The following is a 19,505-nucleotide window of genomic DNA, read 5'->3' as shown; positions in this document are numbered from 1 at the left end:
CGCGCAGCATCATCCCTGTCAATGCAACAGATCTGGTTCGTCCATCCATCCTGTCCCACGAGTCACAGGGGCAACTCGCCCCGAAACCCGGCTTGCCGCGTGAGGTCGAACCACAGGTCAGCGCCTTGTTACTTATTAGTGCCGCCAACGGCTCTTCCTGCGTTCCTCGGCCCCGGTCCCGCACCGGCTGTGGCTTGTCATCCGGTCCGATACCGTCCTGTGGTGGCGCCGCGGTCTAATGAAACGGTGTCATGGCCGCGCTTACCGCCGAAGCAACCAGCACGCCCACCCACGGTCCGCTCCATCCGCGCCTGAACCCGACAACATCGGTGATGAGCCGCTTGCCAAGCACAACGTCATTACCGCACAGTGCTCAGCCCGACCAAGGAGGGCAGTCGAGGGGAGGCCGAGGGTCGGGAGGCAGGCTCAGGTCAGCCAGTACCGCAAGCGCCTCGGGGAACGGATCCAGGAGCGGGCCATGCGGCACCGTCCGAACGCCGTCGAAGCTGCGCTGGGCGGCGAGGCTACGCGGATCGCGAAGACCAGTGAGCCGGTAGTGCCGCCACAGAGTGCGCGGGCCCGCGTCGATGGTGAACAGGTCTGGCCGGCGCCAGACGACCAGGGCCCAGGCACCGTGAGAGGAGGTGGCCCAGGCTCCGACGAAGCCGGCGTCCTGCGCGGCGGCGACGGCCTGGAGCGCGGCGAGCCGGGCGTTGGAGAAGGCGCCGGTGACATGCAGCAGGCGTTCGCCATGCCGGTGGACGTGGCGGCTCTGCTCGGCCAGCGTGCGCTGAGCGTCGGCGAGGGGGTCGGCCTGGACGATCTCGGCGGCGAGCCTCTCGACTGCTTCCGGGCTCAGTGCCGGGCCGAAGGCGTCTTGCAGCAGTTCGCTGTACTGCTCGACGTACTCGGGTTCGGCGGCGGGGAGGAGGTGGTCCACGCCGGCGGCGGTCCGGGTGAACACAACCGTGGTAGCAGTGCTGACGTGGCGCGGCGCGTAAGCGCGGAGCACCGCTAGGCCGACCGCCGCCAGGCTGCCCACCTGTGGTTCCGCCTCGGCGGGTAGCGTACCGACGCCCAGTTCGCCTACGGCGTCCGCTAGGAGGCCGAGCCAGGTATGGTCGTCGCGGTCCCAGGCGCCCGCGGCGGCCGTCCAGAGGAGCAGCCTGGTGACGAGCATCCGCTCCGGTAGCTCTAGTGTCGGCGCGACCCGGGTGAGGCGCTCGGCCCACCGCTGGTAGCGCAGGCGTACCGCGGCGTCGACGGTACGCAGGTCGGGAGGGGCCGTGACGGCGGCGGGCTGGTCGACCACGGTCTCGGGGTCGTCATTGTCGAGTCCAACGTCGGCGTCGTCCGCGAACTGCTCGTCCCAGGACACCGGCAACAGCTCCTCGTACGCGCCCTCTTGCTCGGCCGGGAGGGCGGGTAGCCCGAGGGCGAAACGCAGCAGCGGAACTCCGAGACGTCCGGCGCAGTCGTCAAGGTAGGCCGCCCACCCGCCGCCGGATCGATCGGAGACAGCCCCCGCACGCGCGGTCTCGGCCGACGCTGCGGCCGTGGCGGCCGAGGTGGGAGGCCGGGTCAGCGTGTTGGCGAGGGTGCTGAGGTCGGCGAGGAACTTGCCGGCCAGTTGCTCATTGGTGAACAGCTGACCGGGCTTGGTCGTCGGCGCGGGGGTACCGGTGAGGCCATACCGGTTCTGTGCGCGGAGGGGGTCGACGACGAAGACGACGTTGCTGTGGCGTGCCTGGCCGTCCACGACGGTGACGAGGCGGAGCCGGCTGCCGCCGTCTGCGGGCTGGGTCAGCAGGACCTCGGCAACGTCGGCGGGCACCTCGCCGACGCGTTCCCACGTCTCGGGCGGGGCCGCGGCGGCGGACAGCTCTAGGTGCCCTCCGGTGCGGAGCGTGCGCGCGAACATGACGTGCAGTCCCTGCTCGACCCGGGTGGCGCCGAGCAGGAGCGGGCCTTTCCGCTCTGTGCGCGAACGGATCGAGAACTTCAGCGGGCGCAGATCGGCGATGGGCACGGTTGCCCCTTCGGGCATGCGTGAGGCGCCGATTGGCGCGATGAGGCCGAGTTCGCAGTTTCCGCCGTTTTCCAGGGACGTAGACAGCGCGGCGCCCGACAGGTTGGGGCTGCCAGTGAGCGCGTACCGGCGGCCCTCGATGACCCATTCGATGAGCTTGCCGTGCCGGTAGCGGGGTTCGTCGTCCAGGCGGACGTCGGCGTCGAGTTCGGTGATGAGGTCGGCAAGTGCCTGGCCGTCGAGCTCGGTGAAGCCTGGCTGGAAGCTGACGACCAGCCGCCGCGGCTGCATGCGCTCGACCAGGCGGCGCAGGGTGAGGGCACCGGGATCGTGGAACGGCGCGCAGACCGCGAGTTCTTCGACCGGGCCGGTGGGGAGCTGGTCCATGATGGGCCGCTCGCTGGACGACACCAGCCGTAGGTCCGGGTGCACGACCTCGGCCCGTTCGCGCAGCGCCGCGAGGCCGTTGGCGACCCGGCGCAGCGCTTCCGGCACGCCCCTGGAGAACCGGACCCGGTCCGGCAGCCCGGACAGCCATGACGCGAGCTCGCCGAACAGGTCGGGGACGTGGCTCTGGTCGGCCCGCAGCACAGTCCACAGCTCCGCGTTGGCCTGCCAGCCTGCGAGTGTGGCGTTGCCGGAGCCGATGGCGATGGTGGCCCGCTGGGGGCCTACCAGCGCCATCAGCTTGGGGTGGAAGGCTCCGCTGCACACGGCTTGGCCGGGCAGGTAGGCGCGTCCGGCACGGCGCACGGCCCTCGGGTCAATCGTGCTCATCGCGGCGTCGCCGACCAGGCTCACCCGTGCCCCGCACATCTGGGCGACGCCCAGCGCGACCGTCTCGAAGAAGCCGAGGTCGGTGGTGAAGCTGAGGAACAGGGCCTCGTCCGCCTGCCGGTCGCCGTACCGTTCCTCCTCCATCAGCAGTGTCAACGGGGAGGCGAGTTCCAGGTCCACCAGTGGCTCAGTCAAGGAGCACCTGCCCGGCATCGGTCACGTGCCAGGTTCCGTCGGCCAGTTCGAGCACCCCGGCGCCGGCCAGCACGGAGGTGAGCTGCGCCAGCCGCAGGCCCACGTCGCCGCGCCCTTCCTGGCTGGTCCGATAGAGCAGCCCGTCGCGTTCGTGGAGACGGGTGGGCAGCCACAACGTCCCGTCCGGTCGCCGGCGGGCCTTCGACAGCGCCACGCGCCGGCCGCGAGTCAGCAGATCGTGGGTGAGCCGCCGGGCGAAGTCCCGCGACGAGCCGGACCGCGACTCGGCCAGCCGCCATGCCATCCACTCGGGGCCAAGTTCAACACCGCGTTGCCCGAGGAAGGCGTCCCGTACCCGGTCGGAAAGCTCCTTCACCCGCCGGGCGTTGACGATCAGAACCGCCAGCTCGCGTACCGGGACGGGCAGGTCGCTCGCCCGCAGCTGTTCCTCGGCCGGGGCAGGGGCGCCGGTCGGAGTGACGGTGGCGGGCAACCCATCCATGAACGCGGCCAGGGTCCCGTCCGGCATGCTGTCGGCGAACCGTTCGGCCAGGTCGTCGGCGGGCATCAGGCCGTCGACCTGGGACACGAGCCATGACCAGAGGCGCCGCCAGGCGCCGACCGCGTAGTTGCGTAACACCACCCCGCGCCAGACCGGAGCCGTGTCCAATAGGGCGGTGACGGGGTCGCTCGTCAGGAAGTCGCCGTACGCGATCAACGGTCTGACGTCGTTGGTGACGTCGCCAATTTCGTGGGTCCGCATCACCCGAGCGAGTAGCCGGATGGTGTTCCGCCTGCTGAGCCCGGCGGAGTCGGCGGGCTGCTCGCCGGGCACGCATAGCAGCCTCGCCAGCCACGCGCCGTCGGCCGACCCACCGCCAGCGCACACGCACAGGTGCGGGAAGTCGCGCAGCTCGTCCACGGCGAGTCGCGGACGCGCCACCAGTTCCAGGATGCCGTCGAGCCCGGCGGCCACCTGCTCGGCCGCGCACGCGGGACCTGGGGTCGGCATACTCGCGGGCACCAGGATCCCCAGGGAGACCTCCGAGGCCGCGTACGGATTCCAAAAGCCCCACACGTTGCGCACGTAGCCGCCCTTCGCGGGCTGCGCTGCCTCGGCCATGATGACCTCGCCGCCCTGCAGCCGGCCCGCGAGGGCATCGAGGCCATGCGCCCGCGGCAGCCCGGTCTCAGCGTGATCGTGCGCATAGGACACCGCCGCCATGACTACCTCACACCGACGCAGCAGGTCCTGCGTTTGCTGGGGGGACAGGTCGCGGCGTCCGGCCTCCACCGCGACCAGGGCGTGCAGGCTGTAGTAGCGGGCATGAGGCGTCACCGTCGTCACGCCCGGCACCAGCAGGTCGGCCATCCGCATGACGTGCCGCTCGATCGACAGCGGATACCTGCCCGCGGCGACGTCGAGCCCACTGGTGCTCCACGCGGGACCCTGCGCCATCACCATGAAGGTCTCCCAAATCGGCGACGCCGTGAACGCCGACACTACCGAGCACTTCCGCCCGGTGAAAGCAGATAGTGAGAAGACTGTCACCCAGAGGCATTGGCGCGAGGAAATGCGCCGGTCCACTGACGGGTTCGACGCAGACGGGCGCGGACCGGGGGCCGTTCCAGACCCTCCGCTCGGGTTCGTGGTCCGGAGAACCCAGGGAAACCGAACGGTCACCACGCCGGTAGAGGGTCACCCTCACAAAAATAACTACACTGAGTAGTTAGATATTCGCTCTTTGTATTCATCTGTGAGAGGACCGGCATGTCCCACCCCCCACGGCGCCACTCCCTGATCAGTACCGCCCTCACCAGCACGGCCCTACTGGCCAACATGACCCTGATGGCCGCCACCCCCGATCTCGCGGCCGCGAGCCCTGTCCAGAACACGCTCAAGACGGCGGCACAGGGCGCGCAAGGACCGCTGCTGGCCGACGCGGTCGCCATGCTGCCGGTGGCCGCCGAGCGGCGCGAGGGCTACCAGCGCACCAGCTTCCGGCACTGGGTCGACGCCGATCGCGACGGCTGCAACACCCGCGCCGAGGTCCTCCTCGACGAAGCCATCACCCCGCCCCAGATTGGGGCAGGCTGCCGGCTGTCGGGCGGGCAGTGGTACTCCTATTACGACGATCAGTACGTCGATGACCCGGCCGGACTCGACGTAGATCACCTAGTGCCGCTTGCAGAGGCGTGGGACTCCGGCGCCTACGACTGGACTGCCGCCCAGCGCCAGGACTACGCCAACGACCTGGACGAGCCCTGGCACCTGGTCGCCGTCACCGCCCGCTCCAACCGGCAGAAGGCCGACCAGGACCCCTCCACCTGGCAACCGCCATACGAGCCCGCGCGCTGCCGGTATGCCGCCGAGTGGACCATGATCAAAATCCACTGGCGGCTGTCCATCGACCCTGTCGAGCAGCAGGCCCTGACCAACCTCGCCGACGCCTGCCCCGACCAACGCCTACCCACGACGGACCAGCCCTGAATTACCGCTGGCCGGGGAAACGGCGGGTGGGTTGGCCTCGAGCTTCGCGAAACGCTGTGCGCGTGAGCCGGGTCGCCGCGTACGGTCACAGCCGTGACCCTTGCTTCCCCGGGACCGCCCACCCGCGACCCGGTCGACGTTGCCACTGACGCCTGCCGGCGCTTCGCCACGCACCTGGACCTGCTGACGCACCAGCTCGGCGAAGCCGCTCTGGAAGCAGGCGATCGTGAGCGCCTGGCCGCCGCCCTGGAGGCGGTCGAGAAGGCGGCCGCCAACATGGCCGCGGCCGTCAACGGCTGCCGTCTCGACGGCACAGAGGACGACCACGGCCGCTGACGGAAGACGCTGCAGCACGTGTGGATCTGTGCCGAGGCTGTGGCTTGGTCCGGGCCGATCGCGTTCTCCCTGGTCTTGAACGTCGGGAGGGTGCGCCAGATCGGGAGTGGCGGCGCAACGTTGCTCCGCCACTCCAGGCAAGCGACAGGGTGTGAACCGTGTGGTCGACCCTCTTGGGTGTCTTTTAGCTGACGCGCCACTGGTCGGCGGTGGCCAGGTGGGTGACGCTGGTGGCGGTCCTGGCCATCCGTACGCGGCGCCAGGCTGTCGTCCAAATGGTCAAGTCTTCTTCACCGCCGCCACAGCCGTAGATGAAGGCTGTGACGACCTTCAGCGTCGGCAAGCGGGCGGGTTTGTTTGGGTCGAGCGCCTCGCACAACGTGCTGGCCCCCACGGTCTTGCCTGCGTTGAGGGCGATTTCGCGGTAAGACGGCTCGCCCGCCCAGACGTGGAACTCCCTCATCGCCGACAAGAATTCCTCCTTGGACGTGGCGGTCAACGGGTCCGGCTGCAACTCGTAGCCCGCCACATCCTGGCGAAGCCGGTGGATGTCGTTCTGCGTACTGGCCCTGACGACGATGTGCCTTGACCGCTCAGGTCCATCGGGATGCTGAAGCTGCTCCCAACACCGGCGGATATACCGACGATGGAATGCCTGCGCATCGAGGGCATCAAGGAGCCGTTCGAGCATCGAAAGCGGTGGTACCACACGCCCCTGAAGGAGGCCCTCGATGAGGGCATCCCTCATCCCGGTGCGCGCGGACAGTTCGGAGGGGCCCATGCCTCGGGCGGCTATTAGTTCCAGGAGCCTGCGGATTATGTCCTGGTGTGCGGAGGGGGATCCGGGAGCGACGTAATAGGTAGCGGCGTTGGTGTCGAACAGCGCGGGCTGCGCGGGCAATGGCCGCTTGGGAAGGCGGTGCGCGGGCGTGGTCACTGTGCCTGCCGGGGCTCACCTGCGGCGAAGGTGTGCTGCTTCGTGGAGGGTATGCCGAAGAGCTGAAGCGCCGCGGTGGTAACGGTGGTGATCAGCAGCACGATGACGTCGGTGGTCATGCCGATCACGTGCGCCACAGTCGCGAAGACCAACAGGATGATGACGAGGATCAGCCACGCGGGGACGTTGCCAATGCCGGGGATACGAATGCACACAGCGCGCATGCGCAACACCGCCTTTCATGTCGTGTTCGCCTGAGCAGGCAGGGGGCAATTGCTGTCGCGGCCAGAGGCTGCAACCCCTTCGGTGGTCGCGCATGCAGCCAATGATGGCGCATTGTGCCTGCCATGCGCGTCCAGAACTGATTCCCCCAAAAGGTGCAAAACTCCTATTCCGCTCCAGCTCTGCCAGCCATGTGACCAGCGGCGTTCCCTGTAGTTCGGCGGCGTTCGAGAGCGTTCGGTCGTGTTCGGCAGCGTTCTAAGGTGCTCGGACCTCCAGAAAGAGGGCTAGGCAGACAACACAATGGTTCCCAAGAACGGAAACAGACAGTGTGCTTGCTGGTGTTATCCGTGCTGTCCCGTTGAGACGGGGCCCTTTGATGTCACGTTGTCTGAGCAGGCAGGGATATCGAAGGCTGTGGGGTCCGCTGCTGCAACAGCGGGCCCCTCTCATCACCCGCATCCTGGTAGAGCGCTGCGGCAGGGGTCTAAGGTTCTAAACCGCTGGTCGGCGGCCGGTTCAGCCTCTAGGGCTAGAGGCCAGCCCTTCTAGCCCAAGAGGCAGATCAACTCTGTTCCATCCGCATCCCTGATCTCGGAGCGCGGGCACGGGTGGTGGCGTACCGTCACCGACATGACGGCTGACTACGACGCATGGGACGGCACCGACCCGCTGACCGCGCTGCTGGATGCGAGCCGGCACTATGCCATTCACGTGCGTCTGCTGATCGACCAGCTCGCCGAGGCCAGGCTGGGCGCCGACGACGTCGGCCGGGTCGAGGATGCCATGTGCGAGGTCGCCGAGGCGGCCGCCCTGGCCGTCGCGGTCACCATGGGCCTTCGCCGGCACGTCCGCCGTGAGGTGTGCCCGCACTACAACCTGCTCACCGACGCTGAGTGGGCGCCGGCCCGTGACGGCGCCCTGGCCCGCGGGCGCGCTTACGGCTGCGAGCTGCAGCCTGGGCATCCCGGCCTGCACACGGCGCAATTTCAGGAGTCCCCCGTGACGCGGCGCGGGGAGTGGTTGCGCTGGGGCCGCGCGGCCGGTGGTGAGGCCGTCCGGGAGTTGGTTGATCTGCCCTACTGTTCGGCGCTGTGGCGTGGCGCGGACCCTCGCGGGCTGGATGACGAGACCTGTGGGCTGCCCGCCGAGCATGTCGGTGCGCACGCGGTGAACAACTGGCTTGGCGAAATCCCTCCGGGCGAGAACGCTGTTACCAGCCAGTAGCGGCCCAGTGCATAGATTTTGAGCTGTTTCGCAATGGTCCAGTACCGCCGCAGACCGGTCAGACGATGTACGGGACATGGGTGGGATACGCATTCGCCGCCGCGCGCGGGCGACGGCCTGGCGGCACCGGCGGACCGAACGGCAGATCCGGCTAATCCCGATCAGCCTCGCCTTGGCGGGCACCATCGTGCTGGCCGGCGCCGGAGCGGTTGGCCTGATCGCGCTGATCTTGTCTGCGCTCAGCCCGGTCGATCTGGCCGCGATCAAACCCAGCGTGAGCGAGGTCCTGGACATCGTGAAAATCTCGCTGGCCGTCGTGGCCGGAGTCGGCGGTATGGTGGCACTGGTGGTGGCCTACCGCAAGCAGCGCGTCACCGAGGCCGGTGAGAGCCGCGAACAGACCAAGCTATTCGCCGAGCGGTTCGACAAGGCCAGCGACAAGCTCGGTAGCGACGCGGCCGCGGTACGGCTGGCCGGCGTGCACGCCCTCACCGCCTTGGCTGACGACTGGGTCGGCGGACGCCAGATGTGCATCGACGTCCTGTGCGCCTACCTCCGCATGCCACCCGCCCCCGAGCCCGACCAGGCCAACGACATCACCTCTCACACAGCCTGGCGATCCATGGCCGAAGTACGCGCCACGATCTTGCGTCTGATCGCCATCCACATGAAAGCCAGCGCTCCGATTCCCTGGCACGGCGCTGACTTGGACTTCACCAGTGTGATCTTCACCACCGACATCAACTTCACAGATGCCGTCTTCAGCGGCGGCACGGTCAATTTCCGCGGCGTGAGCTTCTCTGGCGGCAAGGTCGACTTCATCGGCGCGAGCTTCTCCGGCGCCACCGTCGACTTCAGCGACGCGAGCTTCTCCGGCGACACGGTCTCCTTCAGCGACGCGAGCTTCTCCGGCGGCACGGTCTCCTTCAACAGCGCCACCTTCTCCGGCGGCACGGTCTCCTTCAACAGCGCCACCTTCTCCGGCGACACGGTCTCCTTCAGCGGCACGGAGTTCTCCGGCGGCAGGGTCTACTTCCGCGGCGCGACGTTCTCCGGCGATGCGGTCTCCTTCAGCGACGCGACGTTCGCCCGCGCCGCGGTCTCCTTCAGCGACGCGAGCTTCTCCGGCGGCACGGTCTCCTTCAACAGCGCCACCTTCTCCGGCGGCGAGGTCAACTTCAACCACGTGGATTTCTCCGTCGGCACGGTCGACTTCGGCGCCGCGAGCTTCTCCGGCGCCACCGTCGCCTTCGGCGGCGCGAAGTTCTCCGTCGGCACGGTCGACTTCATCGGCGCGAGCTTCTCCGGCGGCACGGTCTCCCTCGTCAGTGCGGAGTTCTCCGGCGGCGAGGTCAGCTTCCGCGGCGCGAAGTTCTCCAGCGGCACGGTCTCCTTCAGGGACGCGACGTTCTCCGGCGGCACGGTCTACATCTCTCATGTCGCGGACGGGCATCACGGGATCAAAGGTCTTCCGGAGACAGCACCGGGTCTTCGCCGACCGGCGCCCGCCGGCCCTGTCGGCCCGGAGGAAGCTGCGGAGAGCGGTAACCAGACAGTGCCCTAATTCTGTTCGGTCTAGGATTTCGCGATCAACGCGCCTCGGCCACCTGTCGATGGTGTTCTCCGACCCTTCAGCCATGCCCGTTTTGTGCCGTTTTGTCGCCCGGTTATGCAGCCAAGGCTTGGGCGTCTTAGACGTGGGCCGGGGCGCTGTTCAAGGCACCCTCCGCGCGGACCTGCAGCTGACCGCCCGGCAGTTACTCGGAGGCCAGCGCGCCGAGCAGCTGCTGCGCAGCAACCGGGAGCTGGACAAGACCAACCACACCCTGGCCAAGGCGCCCGCCCCGGCGGGCCACAAGGCGTCGCAGGTTGAGATGCGACGCTTCGGCCAATCCTGGAGGCTCAGATGTTCGCGATAGCTTCCTGCGCTTCCGCCAGCCGATTGACCGCTGAAGCCAGCGCCAGGATGGCCAGGACTTTCGCATCCTCGCTCTTGTCATCCGCGAGAGCGTTCAGCGCGGCGATCTCGTGAGCGCCAGGTCCGATCATGTCGTTGTCGCTCATTGTCATCTCTCTCTTCAGGGATCGACTCCAGGAGAACACGACCGCGGAAGAACGAGTTGCCGAATTGTTCTTATGAGATATCAAGAGCGCCCTGGCGCGATGCGCGTCGGGGCGCTGCCCGGCGGATCGGTCGGCCGGGCGTGCGGCTCTTTGGCCGGTCCCGGTCGCCGCCCGTTAGGCAGTGCCCCGACGATTCCTCCGATGCGGGGGCACCCTGATGGGGGCTGTTCGTGCATGCATGACCCGCGCGCACGCGCCCTGCGCGTAGAGGGGTTGAGACCATCTTTCTTCCATACAAGCGATCAAAAGCCCCGACTCAGTCGTCATTCAGCGGCAGCCCGAACCGGCGCACTCGCTCGCCCTCCGCCACCTGCCCCACCCTCTCAAGTGCGTCGGCCAGTCGGAGGGCGGCAATCCCGTCACCCGCCTCAACCCGGGCCCGCAGTTCGTCCACTCGCCCCTGGTCGACCAGCAGGCCGACCCTCAGTGAGGCGGCGTACCCATCGCCGGCGTCGGCGCGGGCATGGAGTTCATCCTCCCTGCCCTGTTCGTACAACAGGTGGACCAGACTCCTGGCGGCGTACCCATCGCCAGCGTCGGCGCGGGCATGGAGTTCATCCTCCCTGCCCTGCCTGACCAACAGCTTCGCCAGCCGCGAGGCGTGGGATTCATTGCGGTCGGCGTGGGGACGCAGAAGTGCGATGGCCTCCTCCACGGATCCTTGCTTAGCCAGCAGATCGGCAAGCTTCTTGACGGCGCTTAAGTCGCCGGCGTCGGCGCGGGCACGAAGTTCATCCTCCCTGCCCTGCCTGACCAACAGGTCGGCCAGCCGTGAGGCGGCGATCCAGGGGCCGACCAAGGTGCCGACGTTGGCGGCGGAGCGCAGTACCTCCGTATGCACGTGTCCGGTTAGCGGGTGAGAGCTATCGCAACTGGCGTGGGGACGCAGGATGGCGATGGCCTCCTCCACGGATCCTTGCTTAGCCAGCAGATCGGCAAGCCCCTTAACGGCGCATAAGTCGCCAGCATCGGCACGGGCCCGGAGTTTCTCTTCCTCGCCTTGCTTGACCAGCAGCTCAGTCAGATTCCAGGCAGCGTCCCAGTCGCCGGTGTCGGCGCGGGCTGATAGCTCCTCTATCCTGCCTTGGCTGGCCAACAGGTCGGCCAGTCGCGAGGTGGCGACCCGGTCTCCGACGTCCGCGCGGGCTCGCAGTTCTTCGAGACACCCGTGTTCGGCTAGCAGGTCGCCCAGAGCCGTGGCGGCGAGCCAGCTGCCGTAATCGCCGTGCCAGTCGCTGCTAGCGGCGCAGGGGCGCAGGCGGAAGAGGGCTTCCTCTACGCGTCCCTGTCCGGCCAGCATCATGGCCACCCGCGCGGTGGTGGCCGGGTCGCCGGTGTGAGGTGGCGGTGGTAAGGCGCGCAGGATGTAGTCGTACAACAGCCGGTCGAGGGCTGCCGCGCAGGTTCGGGTCCGGTCATCAGGGTCGGTCAGGTGGAGAGCGAGGGCTCGCCAGGTGGCGGCGGGTACTTTGGCATCGCGGCGACGCCTTCCGAGGTGCTGTTGCAGGTAGTCGGCGAGCTGATAACCCACCGGGCGGCCCATCGACCCTGGCAGAGCGATGGGGGCAAGCGCGGCGGTTGCACCGTGGAGTTCCTGGGTCAAATAGGCGAGAGATGCCTCGAACCAGTTCGCTGGGGCGGCGCCTCGCTGGCGGGCGTCGCAGTAGCCGGGGGCGGCATCGCGGAGCAACTCAGCGCTTAGTGGCGAGTGCACCCCCAGCCGGGTGGCATCGACAGCTGCTGTCAGCACTGCGGTCGCATATGCGTCCGCGCCGCGCCAGCGGTCGATCAGCTGCGGGGCGGCGGCGATGACCTGGAACAGGCCGTAGTCGCTGGACTCCAGCCCCAGCTTGATCCGCGCATCCCCCGCCGCAGCCGTGTGGGCGCGCTCCTGCTCAGCTTTGCTCAGCTCCGCATCGAAGTGGACCACCTCGGCCAGACCGAGCAACTCACGAGCGCCAGCGTGCGGATCGATCCTCTTGGACTCGGGTGGCAGCGTGTAGGTGGCAAACCGGTCCGGCCACAGCGTGGCAATCACCACTGCGCGACGGTGCAGCAGGTTACGGACCGTAGCAGCGGTCAGCGGGTGCGAGCCGTCGAGGTAGCGCTGCAGCTCATCGAGCCACACCACCAGCCGCCCTAGCGCCGACGTTGCGGCTCGCTCGACCTGGCAGGCGTCGGCAGGGTGTAGCAGCCACCACTGCGGTAATAGCTCCCGGATGGCTTCGTAGGCGCAGCGGGTCTTGCCTACCGATGAGCCGCCTACCAGCACCACCAGCCCGCCCCGCTGCGCGGCCCGGTTCACCAGGTCCCGCACGCCGCGCGGGCCATCGTCGACGTCTCGCCGCACGTACACTGGCATGTCCTCGATCGCATCAGGGGCGTCGATCGGCGCGTGCACGCCCAACCGGCGCGGGTCGACCTGTGCCACCCGGATCAGCCCTTCAAAAACTGGGTCCGTGGTCAGGGCTCGCTTGCGCGCCTGCCCCCAGGCTGCCTGCTCTTCACGCGGGATGCCGCAGGCCCGCAGGAAAACCCCCAGCGTCTCCTCGCTCGGCCGGCCCTTGCCGAACATGTCCGTCAGCGTGCCTTTCGGCAGCCTGTCCGGTTGGGCGGCCCGGTCCAGCTCCGCGTAGGAACGCCCGCCAGCCAACTCCTTCAACGCCACCGCCAACTCGGCCGCTGTGTGCACCTGGCCCGGATCGGGCGCCATCGCCTCTCCTTTCCTGACATGCGCGGCGCGCGAGGCCGTCCGGCTCGCCCGCCGGACGATGCCGAACGCCTCCCCACAGGCGGCCAACGCTGCGGACCGTTCTGCTGCTCAGGCTCTCTCGCCTGCCACAGCGGTGCACGCGTTTGTCCGGACCGGTACGCATCTGCAGCCGGACCTCCGCCACCCCTGCTGCCCTAAGGCTCCAACAGCCCATTGCGAAGGAGCCCACCATGCAGGACCTCCCTCACTGGATCCCCCTGGCCGTCAGCGCCATCAACCTCGCCACCGCCCTGATCGGCTGGGCGGTCGCCCGCCGACGCCGGAACCAGCCGCGACGCCCCGCCAAGCCGGCGGGCAAGAAGCAGTGCTGTTGGCGATGAACCGGACGCCGCCAAGGCCGGGAGCCGGACGGGGCGGACTGTCGCCCTGTCCGAAAATGGTCGTTTGCGGGATAACTGCGCTGGGCCTGCGTTCGCGCTTGCCATAGCGTGGGGCCTCGCCCCGTCCGAAGGCGTCCCTGGCGCCCGCTGGAGCGCCGCCTGAGAATCCCGCTCGGCGAGCCCTCGACTGTGGATCTCCGGACGTCAGCGCGCCCCCGTCACCGGACTCCATGTCCACCATGGAGTCCGGCGACGGGCGCGGGCCGGTTGGGTTGGTCTAGCTGCCGGTACTCTCAATTCCTCGGATGATCGTCCGGCGGAGCTGTTTTTCCATGTTCCAGTGCCAGGCGTAGTGCCGATCGGCGTTGACGACCCAGGAGCCGCAGTCCTCGCACTCGAAACCCGCGGGGGCTGTGTTGCCGGTTTCGGGGGCGCGGTCGTCGGGCTCGCCGGTGGTGTTGTCCTGGCCGGACGTGCTTACCAGGCTGATGACCGGGGTGATGGTGCTCGGCTTCGTCGTGTCGGTGGCGGAGGTCAGGCCCAAGGGCGCGACCTCCTCGCGGGCCTTCGCCCACAGCGGCCGCCAGAAGCCGTCGATGTCAGCGCCCGAGTCGAACTGCTCCAGCAGTCCGGCCACCAACGTCCACGACGGCGGCCGTCCGGTGGACCCAGACATGGCTTTGGAGATCGAGGCGATGGACACGGCGCAGTCGAGGCCCTTGCCCAGGAGTTGGCGCCGGAGCTTGCGCAGCGGCGGCTCCCCGGCCCGGCGCCAGGCCAGCTTCAACTCGTCAGCCAAGGTCCGTCTGGCCGTGCCCGGCTCAGATGGTGCCGGCTTGGGCCGCACCTTCAGCACGCCCGCCTGCGCTGTCGTGTTCGGCCATCCAGGCGTGGTCGTCAGCGGGGGCGCCGATGACACATCGTCCGCCGCCTTGCCCGCCACGGTGCCGCTCGAGGGCGTCACGGACGCGGTGGCGCTCTGCTGCGCGACCGGCCACGGCTTGACCTGCACCTTGGAGTCGCCGGCCCGGGTCGGGTCGAGCAAGTCCTTGACGATCGTCTCCGCCTGGCCCTCCATCATGAGGCCTGCGGTCTCGATCGCCAGCTTCACGGCCGCCTCTCGCGGCCGCACGGCTGATAGGCCCTTGACCTCCTGGAGGGTCTGCGGGGAGATGAAGAAGGTCCCCATGTCGCCTGCGGTGTGCCCGTCGCGCATGGCCTCGCACAAGTCCTTGGCCTGCTTCAGGCCCATGGGCGTGGTCGTGCGCACGGCCTTGATGGCATAGATCAGCCCGCCGGCCCTGAGGGAGGTGTAGGCCTCGCGCAGGTCCTGCGCCGGGACGGGGATCGTGTACAGGGTGATCATCGTTCGATGACTTCCCCCTGCACGGGTGGCTGCTGGTCCTTGCCGGGCTGGGCCGGCGGCAGCTGCTCGGCGACGCCCTGCTTGACCCAGGACAGCACCGTGCGGGCCACCAGAGAGCGCGCGGTGAAGGCCAGGGGCGGCACGCCGGTGAGCACGATGCGGGTGACGTAGGCGGCCACCAGCACGGCGCTGGTCGAGCCGGTCAGCGCCTCCCACAGAGGGTGGCCCAGGAACAGCAGGTAGCCGGTGAAGCCCACGTGGGTCAGCAGCGCCAGGCCGAAGGTCATCGCGTTGCCGGGGTGGGCGCGGGCGCCGGCCACGTTGCCGGCGTTGATCGAGTTGGGCACCGACAGGCACCTTTCGTGTGCAGAGGTCAGGAGGTGCGCGGCGCTCTCGGGGCTCGCGTACGTGGGGATGCACGCGGGCTCACGTGCGCGCCGCACTCCTCCTGACCCTTGGTCCAGGCGGGCTCGCGCACGGGGATGTGCGCGCCCGAACTCCGCAAATGGGCGTTTTGGGTTGCTTTGACTGGCATCGTGGCAACAACGCCCACATACAGAGCGAGGTTCTGCTTTGGCCCCCTCGCACGCGCGGGGAGTGGCCATTGCGGAACCCTTGAGAAGAACAATTACACCACTACGCGCTCTTGACAAGTCTGCGGCCAGACGATCTTCATCCTCGCGGGCGAGGCACCGGTCTGACCGGTTATCAAACTAAGGCTCGCCTTAGCCTCCTTTCTTTCCTGTGAATATCGTGAAAAGACTTTTCGAGATAAAAAGAAAGGTGCGTCGCCACCTTCGCGAGAGGGCCGGACATTCCTGCGATGGTGAGGACCCGACCGATTTAAGCGGCGTGGCTGGAGAGGGTGGAAAACGAAGAGGCTCTCCGTGCCAGCGGAGAGCCTCTTCTTATCTCCGAATGCCCGCCTGGACCAACAGATCGGTGCCTTCGGAAGTGCGCGGGGTGTTGGGAATTGCTCAGATAGGGGCGCGAGCATGCATGCGCCGCAGCCCGCTGAGCGACAACCGCAGCCCACCTATCGTAGGGGCTGCGCAGGGAAGAACCTGGCCCTGGACAGGGATGGGATGCCCCCAGGCGGCCGGCTGCGGCGGGCGATGACACCCGGCCGCGCCGCGATGGCGCCGCGTGTGACTGACCGCCTGCACGCGGCCAGGCGGTATCCCGGCACGCCGCAGACGGAGGGCGATCAATGCCGCAGCGAGCGGCGATGGCAGGGCAGGGCTGGATGAGCTGACAGCATGGTCAGCCCAGGGCGGTCTGGTCCACAGGACGCGGGCCGGAGCACGGCATGACAACGCCAAACAGCGGCCTGTCCGCCTCCGTCCGGAACCTGGCCAGGCCGCGGAGATGCGGCGTTGAGCAGGGCGGACACGGTGCCGGCCCACGGCCGGGACGCACACGTGTGCCGGAGGGCGCGCCGCCGATAGCCGCCGCTGAAGGAAGACCAGCTGGTCGAAGCAAGGGCTGTGGCATCGGCGAGCCGAAGCCGCATTCCGCCATGCCGCGATGGCCGCGATGGCAGAGCTCAGCCTCGATGCCCCGTCCAGGACCTCGGCCGGGGATAGGAGCTGGTGCCAAGGCGGATGATCCATCGGCTTCTCCTTCCATGAGGCCAAGGCCGGCGACAGGTTGGGACAGGCGAGGCGAACCGGTGGAGGGTCAGGCCCACGGCGGGGCCGGCTACCGCGCCCCGTCGGTTGCCTCCGCACACACTGTGAGATGTGGGCCCCGTAATCACAACCACCAAGAGGGAAATTACACGAGACGAAACGAAACGATTTGGCCGTGAAACGATACTGAACACGGCCTGCTGTGAACGAAACGAAACTAGGCCGCCGTTGTCGGTGCGAAACACTGCGGCGCACACAAGTGCAGTCTATCAAATGGTCGGAATGTCCGGCCCTGGCGTGCTGGAACCCTCGTCCACGGTCATCTCGCCGACGAGCTCCCCGGGACCGCGCACCGCTAGCAGAAGGTTGGGGTGAGGGATCACTGAATGACGTGCTGGAGAATTAATTTCGTCAGTAAAAGCATGCTTGCAGCGATACTCAATGCCTGCTTATCCCCGATGTGGATTATCTGGGAAGAGCTAAGTAAGGGATTAATTATATGGCGTTATTTGTGTGTCTTGAAAACGTTGCGGGACGCTCCATCTACCTGACAGAACCCCGTCTCGATGGAGTCGGCGCGGGACGCGCGACAAGCCCGGGCGCTTCCCGCAGGAGCGCGGGTAACGTGGTGCTCACCGTCCGGCTACATCTCCTCGATCGCCACGGTTCCCCAGCTGACCGCGGACGACCGCGGCGATGGCGTGTTCGCTCACTGATTCGCTGCCGGGCGCGTCGGGGTGTTCCTGCGGTCGCGGCAGCGTGTCGGAGCACGACATGGAGGAGCCCGAGGGAGCTCACATCCTCACCCTCACGCTGCCCGTGCGGGACTGGCTCACCATCGATGCCACCCTCGACAGACTCGGAGGACAGGGCGGGAGCGTGGCCTTTGACGTGCGCGGGCCCGGCCGCCTGCTCGGCCAGCGTTATCGCAGATAGTGAGCCCTTATATGCGGGTAACGACGCGCTGATCGTCGGCGATGCTCCGGTGCACCACGTGCCGGCGTCGAGCGATTGCGCCGCCGGGCGGAGTGGACTGCCAGTGCTTATCTGCGGTTTGGCCGGGGATGGTTGATGGCCGTGTCCAGCTCTACCGTGGGGGGCATCCTTCGGAAGTGAGGGGGCGACGTGGATCCGATCGTTTTAGCTGCGGGCACCGCGCTGGTGACGGCTATGGCCACCGATGCCTGGCAGTCGGCCCGCGATGGTGCGATCGCACTGTGGCGTAAGGTCCGCCCCGAGCAAGCCGACATCATCGAGGCGGAGCTGATCGAGGTCCGTGAGCAGATGCTCGAGGCCCGCCGGGACGGTGACGCCGACACCGAGCAGGCCCTGGTCGGGTCCTGGCAGGTGCGGCTGCAGCAGTTGCTGCGCGCCGATCCGTCGTTGGCGCAGGAGATCAAACGCGTGGTGGACGAGGTGCTCACCCCGGCGCTGGAGCCAGCCGATCAGGAGCGAGTCGGTTCGTTGGTGATGAGGGCGAGGGCCAGCGGGCACGGCCGCATCTATCAGGCCGGCCGCGACCAAACCATCCACGAGCGGTGACGTCTTCCCGGGCTCGGCCGGACGAGCCCGAGCACCAGCGGCCGCAGATCCGGATGGAGGCCACCGTTTCCGGACATGCCCGCGTGTATCAGGCCGGGCGTGACCAGTTCATCAACGAGATGGTGCTGCCCGAGGCGGCACTGCGGCCGGTCACCGAGGTGGCCGCGCCGCTGCGGCTGGTGAATCTGCCCCGACAAAGGCGCATGTTCGTCGGCCGCAACGATGAGTTGACACGGCTGGAGGCGGCGCTGCGTAGCGGAGGTGAGGTGGTGGTGGCCGCGCTACACGGGCTGGGTGGGGTGGGCAAGTCCACGCTGGCCGCTCACTATGCGCTGGCCCAGGCCACCGGCCGTCAGCTGGCGGGAGGTGAAGCCGGTCGGCTCAATCCGGTGTGGTGGATCACCGCCGATTCCGGCCAGGCAATGGAGGCTGGCCTGGCCGGGCTGGCGGTGGCGTTGCAGCCGGAACTGGCCACGGCGTTGCCGCTGGAGACACTGGCCGAGCGTGCCACCGCCTGGCTGGCCGCCCATGACGGGTGGCTGCTGGTGCTCGACAACGTTGTCGACCCCGCCGATGTGCGGCCGCTGCTGGAGCGGACGTTGACCGGGCAGATACTGGTGACCAGCCGCTTGGGCGAGGGCTGGCACCATCTGGACGCGCACGTGCTGCACCTAGACGTGCTGGGTGAGCGGGAGGCGATCGAGCTCCTGGCCCGGCTCGCCACCCCCGGCCTGTCCCCCGCCGCGGTCCAGGCCGCCCTCGACGGGCAAGACCTGCCCGAGGGACTGGATGGGGCGGCTGAACTGGTGCGCGAGCTGGGCCATCTGCCGCTAGCGATCGAGCAGGCGGGCGCATACCTGCACCAAACCCGGCTGACCCCGCGCGCTCATTTGAATCTGCTGCGCGAGCAGCCGGCGGTGATGTACGACCGCACCGCCCGCGGCGCAGACGCCGAACGCACCATCGCTCGCATCTGGCGCCTCACCCTCGACCAGCTGACCGGCTTCCCGCCGGCTGGGCAACTGCTGCGCATTCTGGCCTGGTACGGCGCCGAGCCCGTACCCCGCACCCTGCTGGACGGCCTGGATGCCCACACCGAGGTGCAACACGCGCTGGGTGAGCTGGCCGCCTACAACATGATCACGCTCAGCGTCGAAACGGTCACTGTGCACCGGCTGGTCCAAGCCGTCGCCCGCACCCCCGATCCCGAGGACCCGCACCGGCAAGCCGTCGCGATCGACACCGCCCGCGACCAAGCCACCAGCCTGCTCTTCGACGCTCTCCCGCAATCGGCAGACGATCCCATCGGCTGGCCGACCTGGCGAGCACTCCTGCCGCACATCACCGCCCTGACCGACCACGCATCCCCCGACACCGCCACCGTCAACACCGCCCTCCTGATCAACCAAGCCGGACTCTTTCTGCAGAATCAAGGTGCTACAGCGCTTGAAAGTCTGAGGTAACACGGCGTGGTTGCGTGCTCGTGGCGGGGTTCGGGAGTATGCCGGTGGGATGCGTTATCCGGATGGTGGTGG

Annotated in this window: 17 protein-coding genes; 9 read left to right on the top strand and 8 right to left on the bottom strand. The window is 68.2% G+C overall.

What is annotated here, in order from left to right:
* Positions 1-373: 373 nt before the first annotated feature.
* Together ABZX61_RS56330 and ABZX61_RS56325 are read right to left on the bottom strand one after the other, a co-directional pair.
* The gene (locus tag ABZX61_RS56330) at positions 374-3,001 is read right to left on the bottom strand and encodes a hypothetical protein (protein ID WP_355209043.1); all 2,628 of its coding nucleotides are present in this window, start codon (positions 2,999-3,001) and stop codon (positions 374-376) included.
* Entirely contained in the window at positions 2,994-4,466 is a 1,473-nt protein-coding gene (locus ABZX61_RS56325; protein WP_355209040.1) for a hypothetical protein, read from the bottom strand. Before ABZX61_RS56325 ends, ABZX61_RS56330 begins: the two co-directional genes overlap by 8 nt.
* 306 nt (positions 4,467-4,772) lie before the next feature.
* On the opposite strand from ABZX61_RS56325, the gene ABZX61_RS56320 reads away from it, so the two are divergent.
* Entirely contained in the window at positions 4,773-5,492 is a 720-nt protein-coding gene (locus ABZX61_RS56320; RefSeq protein WP_355209037.1) for a DUF1524 domain-containing protein, read from the top strand.
* Between the two features lie 93 nt (positions 5,493-5,585).
* The gene (locus tag ABZX61_RS56315) at positions 5,586-5,828 is read left to right on the top strand and encodes a hypothetical protein (protein WP_355209034.1); all 243 of its coding nucleotides are present in this window, start codon (positions 5,586-5,588) and stop codon (positions 5,826-5,828) included.
* Positions 5,829-6,012: 184 nt separating this feature from the next.
* Here ABZX61_RS56315 and ABZX61_RS56310 read toward each other — a convergent pair whose 3' ends face one another.
* Complete coding sequence (locus ABZX61_RS56310; RefSeq protein ID WP_355209031.1) at positions 6,013-6,765, bottom strand: helix-turn-helix domain-containing protein; 753 nt, start codon at positions 6,763-6,765, stop codon at positions 6,013-6,015.
* Positions 6,762-6,989, bottom strand: coding sequence for a hypothetical protein (locus ABZX61_RS56305; RefSeq protein WP_355209028.1), 228 nt, complete (start codon positions 6,987-6,989; stop codon positions 6,762-6,764). Before ABZX61_RS56305 ends, ABZX61_RS56310 begins: the two co-directional genes overlap by 4 nt.
* Positions 6,990-7,620: 631 nt before the next feature.
* Between ABZX61_RS56305 and ABZX61_RS56300 the strand changes: the two genes are divergently transcribed.
* From ABZX61_RS56300 to ABZX61_RS56290, 3 genes are all read left to right on the top strand, one after another.
* Complete coding sequence (locus ABZX61_RS56300; RefSeq protein WP_355209025.1) at positions 7,621-8,214, top strand: hypothetical protein; 594 nt, start codon at positions 7,621-7,623, stop codon at positions 8,212-8,214.
* A gap of 76 nt (positions 8,215-8,290) precedes the next feature.
* Entirely contained in the window at positions 8,291-9,778 is a 1,488-nt protein-coding gene (locus tag ABZX61_RS56295) for a pentapeptide repeat-containing protein (protein ID WP_355209022.1), read from the top strand.
* A gap of 118 nt (positions 9,779-9,896) precedes the next feature.
* Entirely contained in the window at positions 9,897-10,133 is a 237-nt protein-coding gene (locus ABZX61_RS56290; protein ID WP_355209019.1) for a hypothetical protein, read from the top strand.
* Here ABZX61_RS56290 and ABZX61_RS56285 read toward each other — a convergent pair.
* Together ABZX61_RS56285 and ABZX61_RS56280 are read right to left on the bottom strand one after the other, a co-directional pair.
* On the bottom strand, positions 10,117-10,278 hold the full coding sequence (locus ABZX61_RS56285) for a hypothetical protein (protein ID WP_355209016.1): 162 nt from the start codon (positions 10,276-10,278) through the stop codon (positions 10,117-10,119). The genes ABZX61_RS56290 and ABZX61_RS56285 overlap by 17 nt on opposite strands.
* 316 nt (positions 10,279-10,594) lie before the next feature.
* Entirely contained in the window at positions 10,595-13,051 is a 2,457-nt protein-coding gene (locus tag ABZX61_RS56280; RefSeq protein ID WP_355209013.1) for a hypothetical protein, read from the bottom strand.
* A gap of 230 nt (positions 13,052-13,281) precedes the next feature.
* On the opposite strand from ABZX61_RS56280, the gene ABZX61_RS56275 reads away from it, so the two are divergent.
* Positions 13,282-13,431 (top strand): hypothetical protein, encoded by a 150-nt coding sequence (locus tag ABZX61_RS56275; protein ID WP_355209010.1) that lies wholly within the window; start codon positions 13,282-13,284, stop codon positions 13,429-13,431.
* Between the two features lie 277 nt (positions 13,432-13,708).
* Here the strand turns inward: ABZX61_RS56275 and ABZX61_RS56270 are convergent, their stop codons facing one another.
* Entirely contained in the window at positions 13,709-14,797 is a 1,089-nt protein-coding gene (locus ABZX61_RS56270) for a hypothetical protein (RefSeq protein WP_355209007.1), read from the bottom strand.
* Positions 14,794-15,144, bottom strand: coding sequence for a hypothetical protein (locus ABZX61_RS56265; protein ID WP_355209005.1), 351 nt, complete (start codon positions 15,142-15,144; stop codon positions 14,794-14,796). Before ABZX61_RS56265 ends, ABZX61_RS56270 begins: the two co-directional genes overlap by 4 nt.
* 2,043 nt (positions 15,145-17,187) lie before the next feature.
* On the opposite strand from ABZX61_RS56265, the gene ABZX61_RS56260 reads away from it, so the two are divergent.
* The 3 genes from ABZX61_RS56260 (at position 17,188) to ABZX61_RS56250 (ending at position 19,433) form a co-directional block, all read left to right on the top strand.
* Positions 17,188-17,364, top strand: a complete 177-nt coding sequence (locus ABZX61_RS56260) for a hypothetical protein (RefSeq protein WP_355209003.1) — start codon at positions 17,188-17,190, stop codon at positions 17,362-17,364.
* Between the two features lie 189 nt (positions 17,365-17,553).
* Positions 17,554-17,970, top strand: a complete 417-nt coding sequence (locus ABZX61_RS56255) for a hypothetical protein (protein WP_355209000.1) — start codon at positions 17,554-17,556, stop codon at positions 17,968-17,970.
* Complete coding sequence (locus ABZX61_RS56250) at positions 17,967-19,433, top strand: NB-ARC domain-containing protein (RefSeq protein ID WP_355208997.1); 1,467 nt, start codon at positions 17,967-17,969, stop codon at positions 19,431-19,433. Before ABZX61_RS56255 ends, ABZX61_RS56250 begins: the two co-directional genes overlap by 4 nt.
* The last annotated feature ends 72 nt before the right edge of the window (positions 19,434-19,505 follow it).

It is taken from the genome of Nonomuraea sp. NPDC003709 (assembly GCF_040610775.1).
Classification (GTDB): domain Bacteria; phylum Actinomycetota; class Actinomycetes; order Streptosporangiales; family Streptosporangiaceae; genus Nonomuraea; species Nonomuraea angiospora_A.
This window is presented reverse-complemented; position numbering and strand designations above follow the sequence as displayed.

Excerpts from the sequence above, each read along its gene's own strand:
- ABZX61_RS56285 (WP_355209016.1), bottom strand. The coding sequence starts at position 10,278 with ATGAGCGACAACGACATGATCGGACCTGGCGCTCACGAGATCGCCGCG.
- ABZX61_RS56295 (WP_355209022.1), top strand. The coding sequence starts at position 8,291 with ATGGGTGGGATACGCATTCGCCGCCGCGCGCGGGCGACGGCCTGGCGG.
- ABZX61_RS56270 (WP_355209007.1), bottom strand. The coding sequence starts at position 14,797 with ATGATCACCCTGTACACGATCCCCGTCCCGGCGCAGGACCTGCGCGAG.
- ABZX61_RS56280 (WP_355209013.1), bottom strand. The coding sequence starts at position 13,051 with ATGGCGCCCGATCCGGGCCAGGTGCACACAGCGGCCGAGTTGGCGGTG.
- ABZX61_RS56300 (WP_355209025.1), top strand. The coding sequence starts at position 7,621 with ATGACGGCTGACTACGACGCATGGGACGGCACCGACCCGCTGACCGCG.
- ABZX61_RS56320 (WP_355209037.1), top strand. The coding sequence starts at position 4,773 with ATGTCCCACCCCCCACGGCGCCACTCCCTGATCAGTACCGCCCTCACC.
- ABZX61_RS56325 (WP_355209040.1), bottom strand. The coding sequence starts at position 4,466 with ATGGTGATGGCGCAGGGTCCCGCGTGGAGCACCAGTGGGCTCGACGTC.
- ABZX61_RS56275 (WP_355209010.1), top strand. The coding sequence starts at position 13,282 with ATGCAGGACCTCCCTCACTGGATCCCCCTGGCCGTCAGCGCCATCAAC.
- ABZX61_RS56305 (WP_355209028.1), bottom strand. The coding sequence starts at position 6,989 with ATGCGCGCTGTGTGCATTCGTATCCCCGGCATTGGCAACGTCCCCGCG.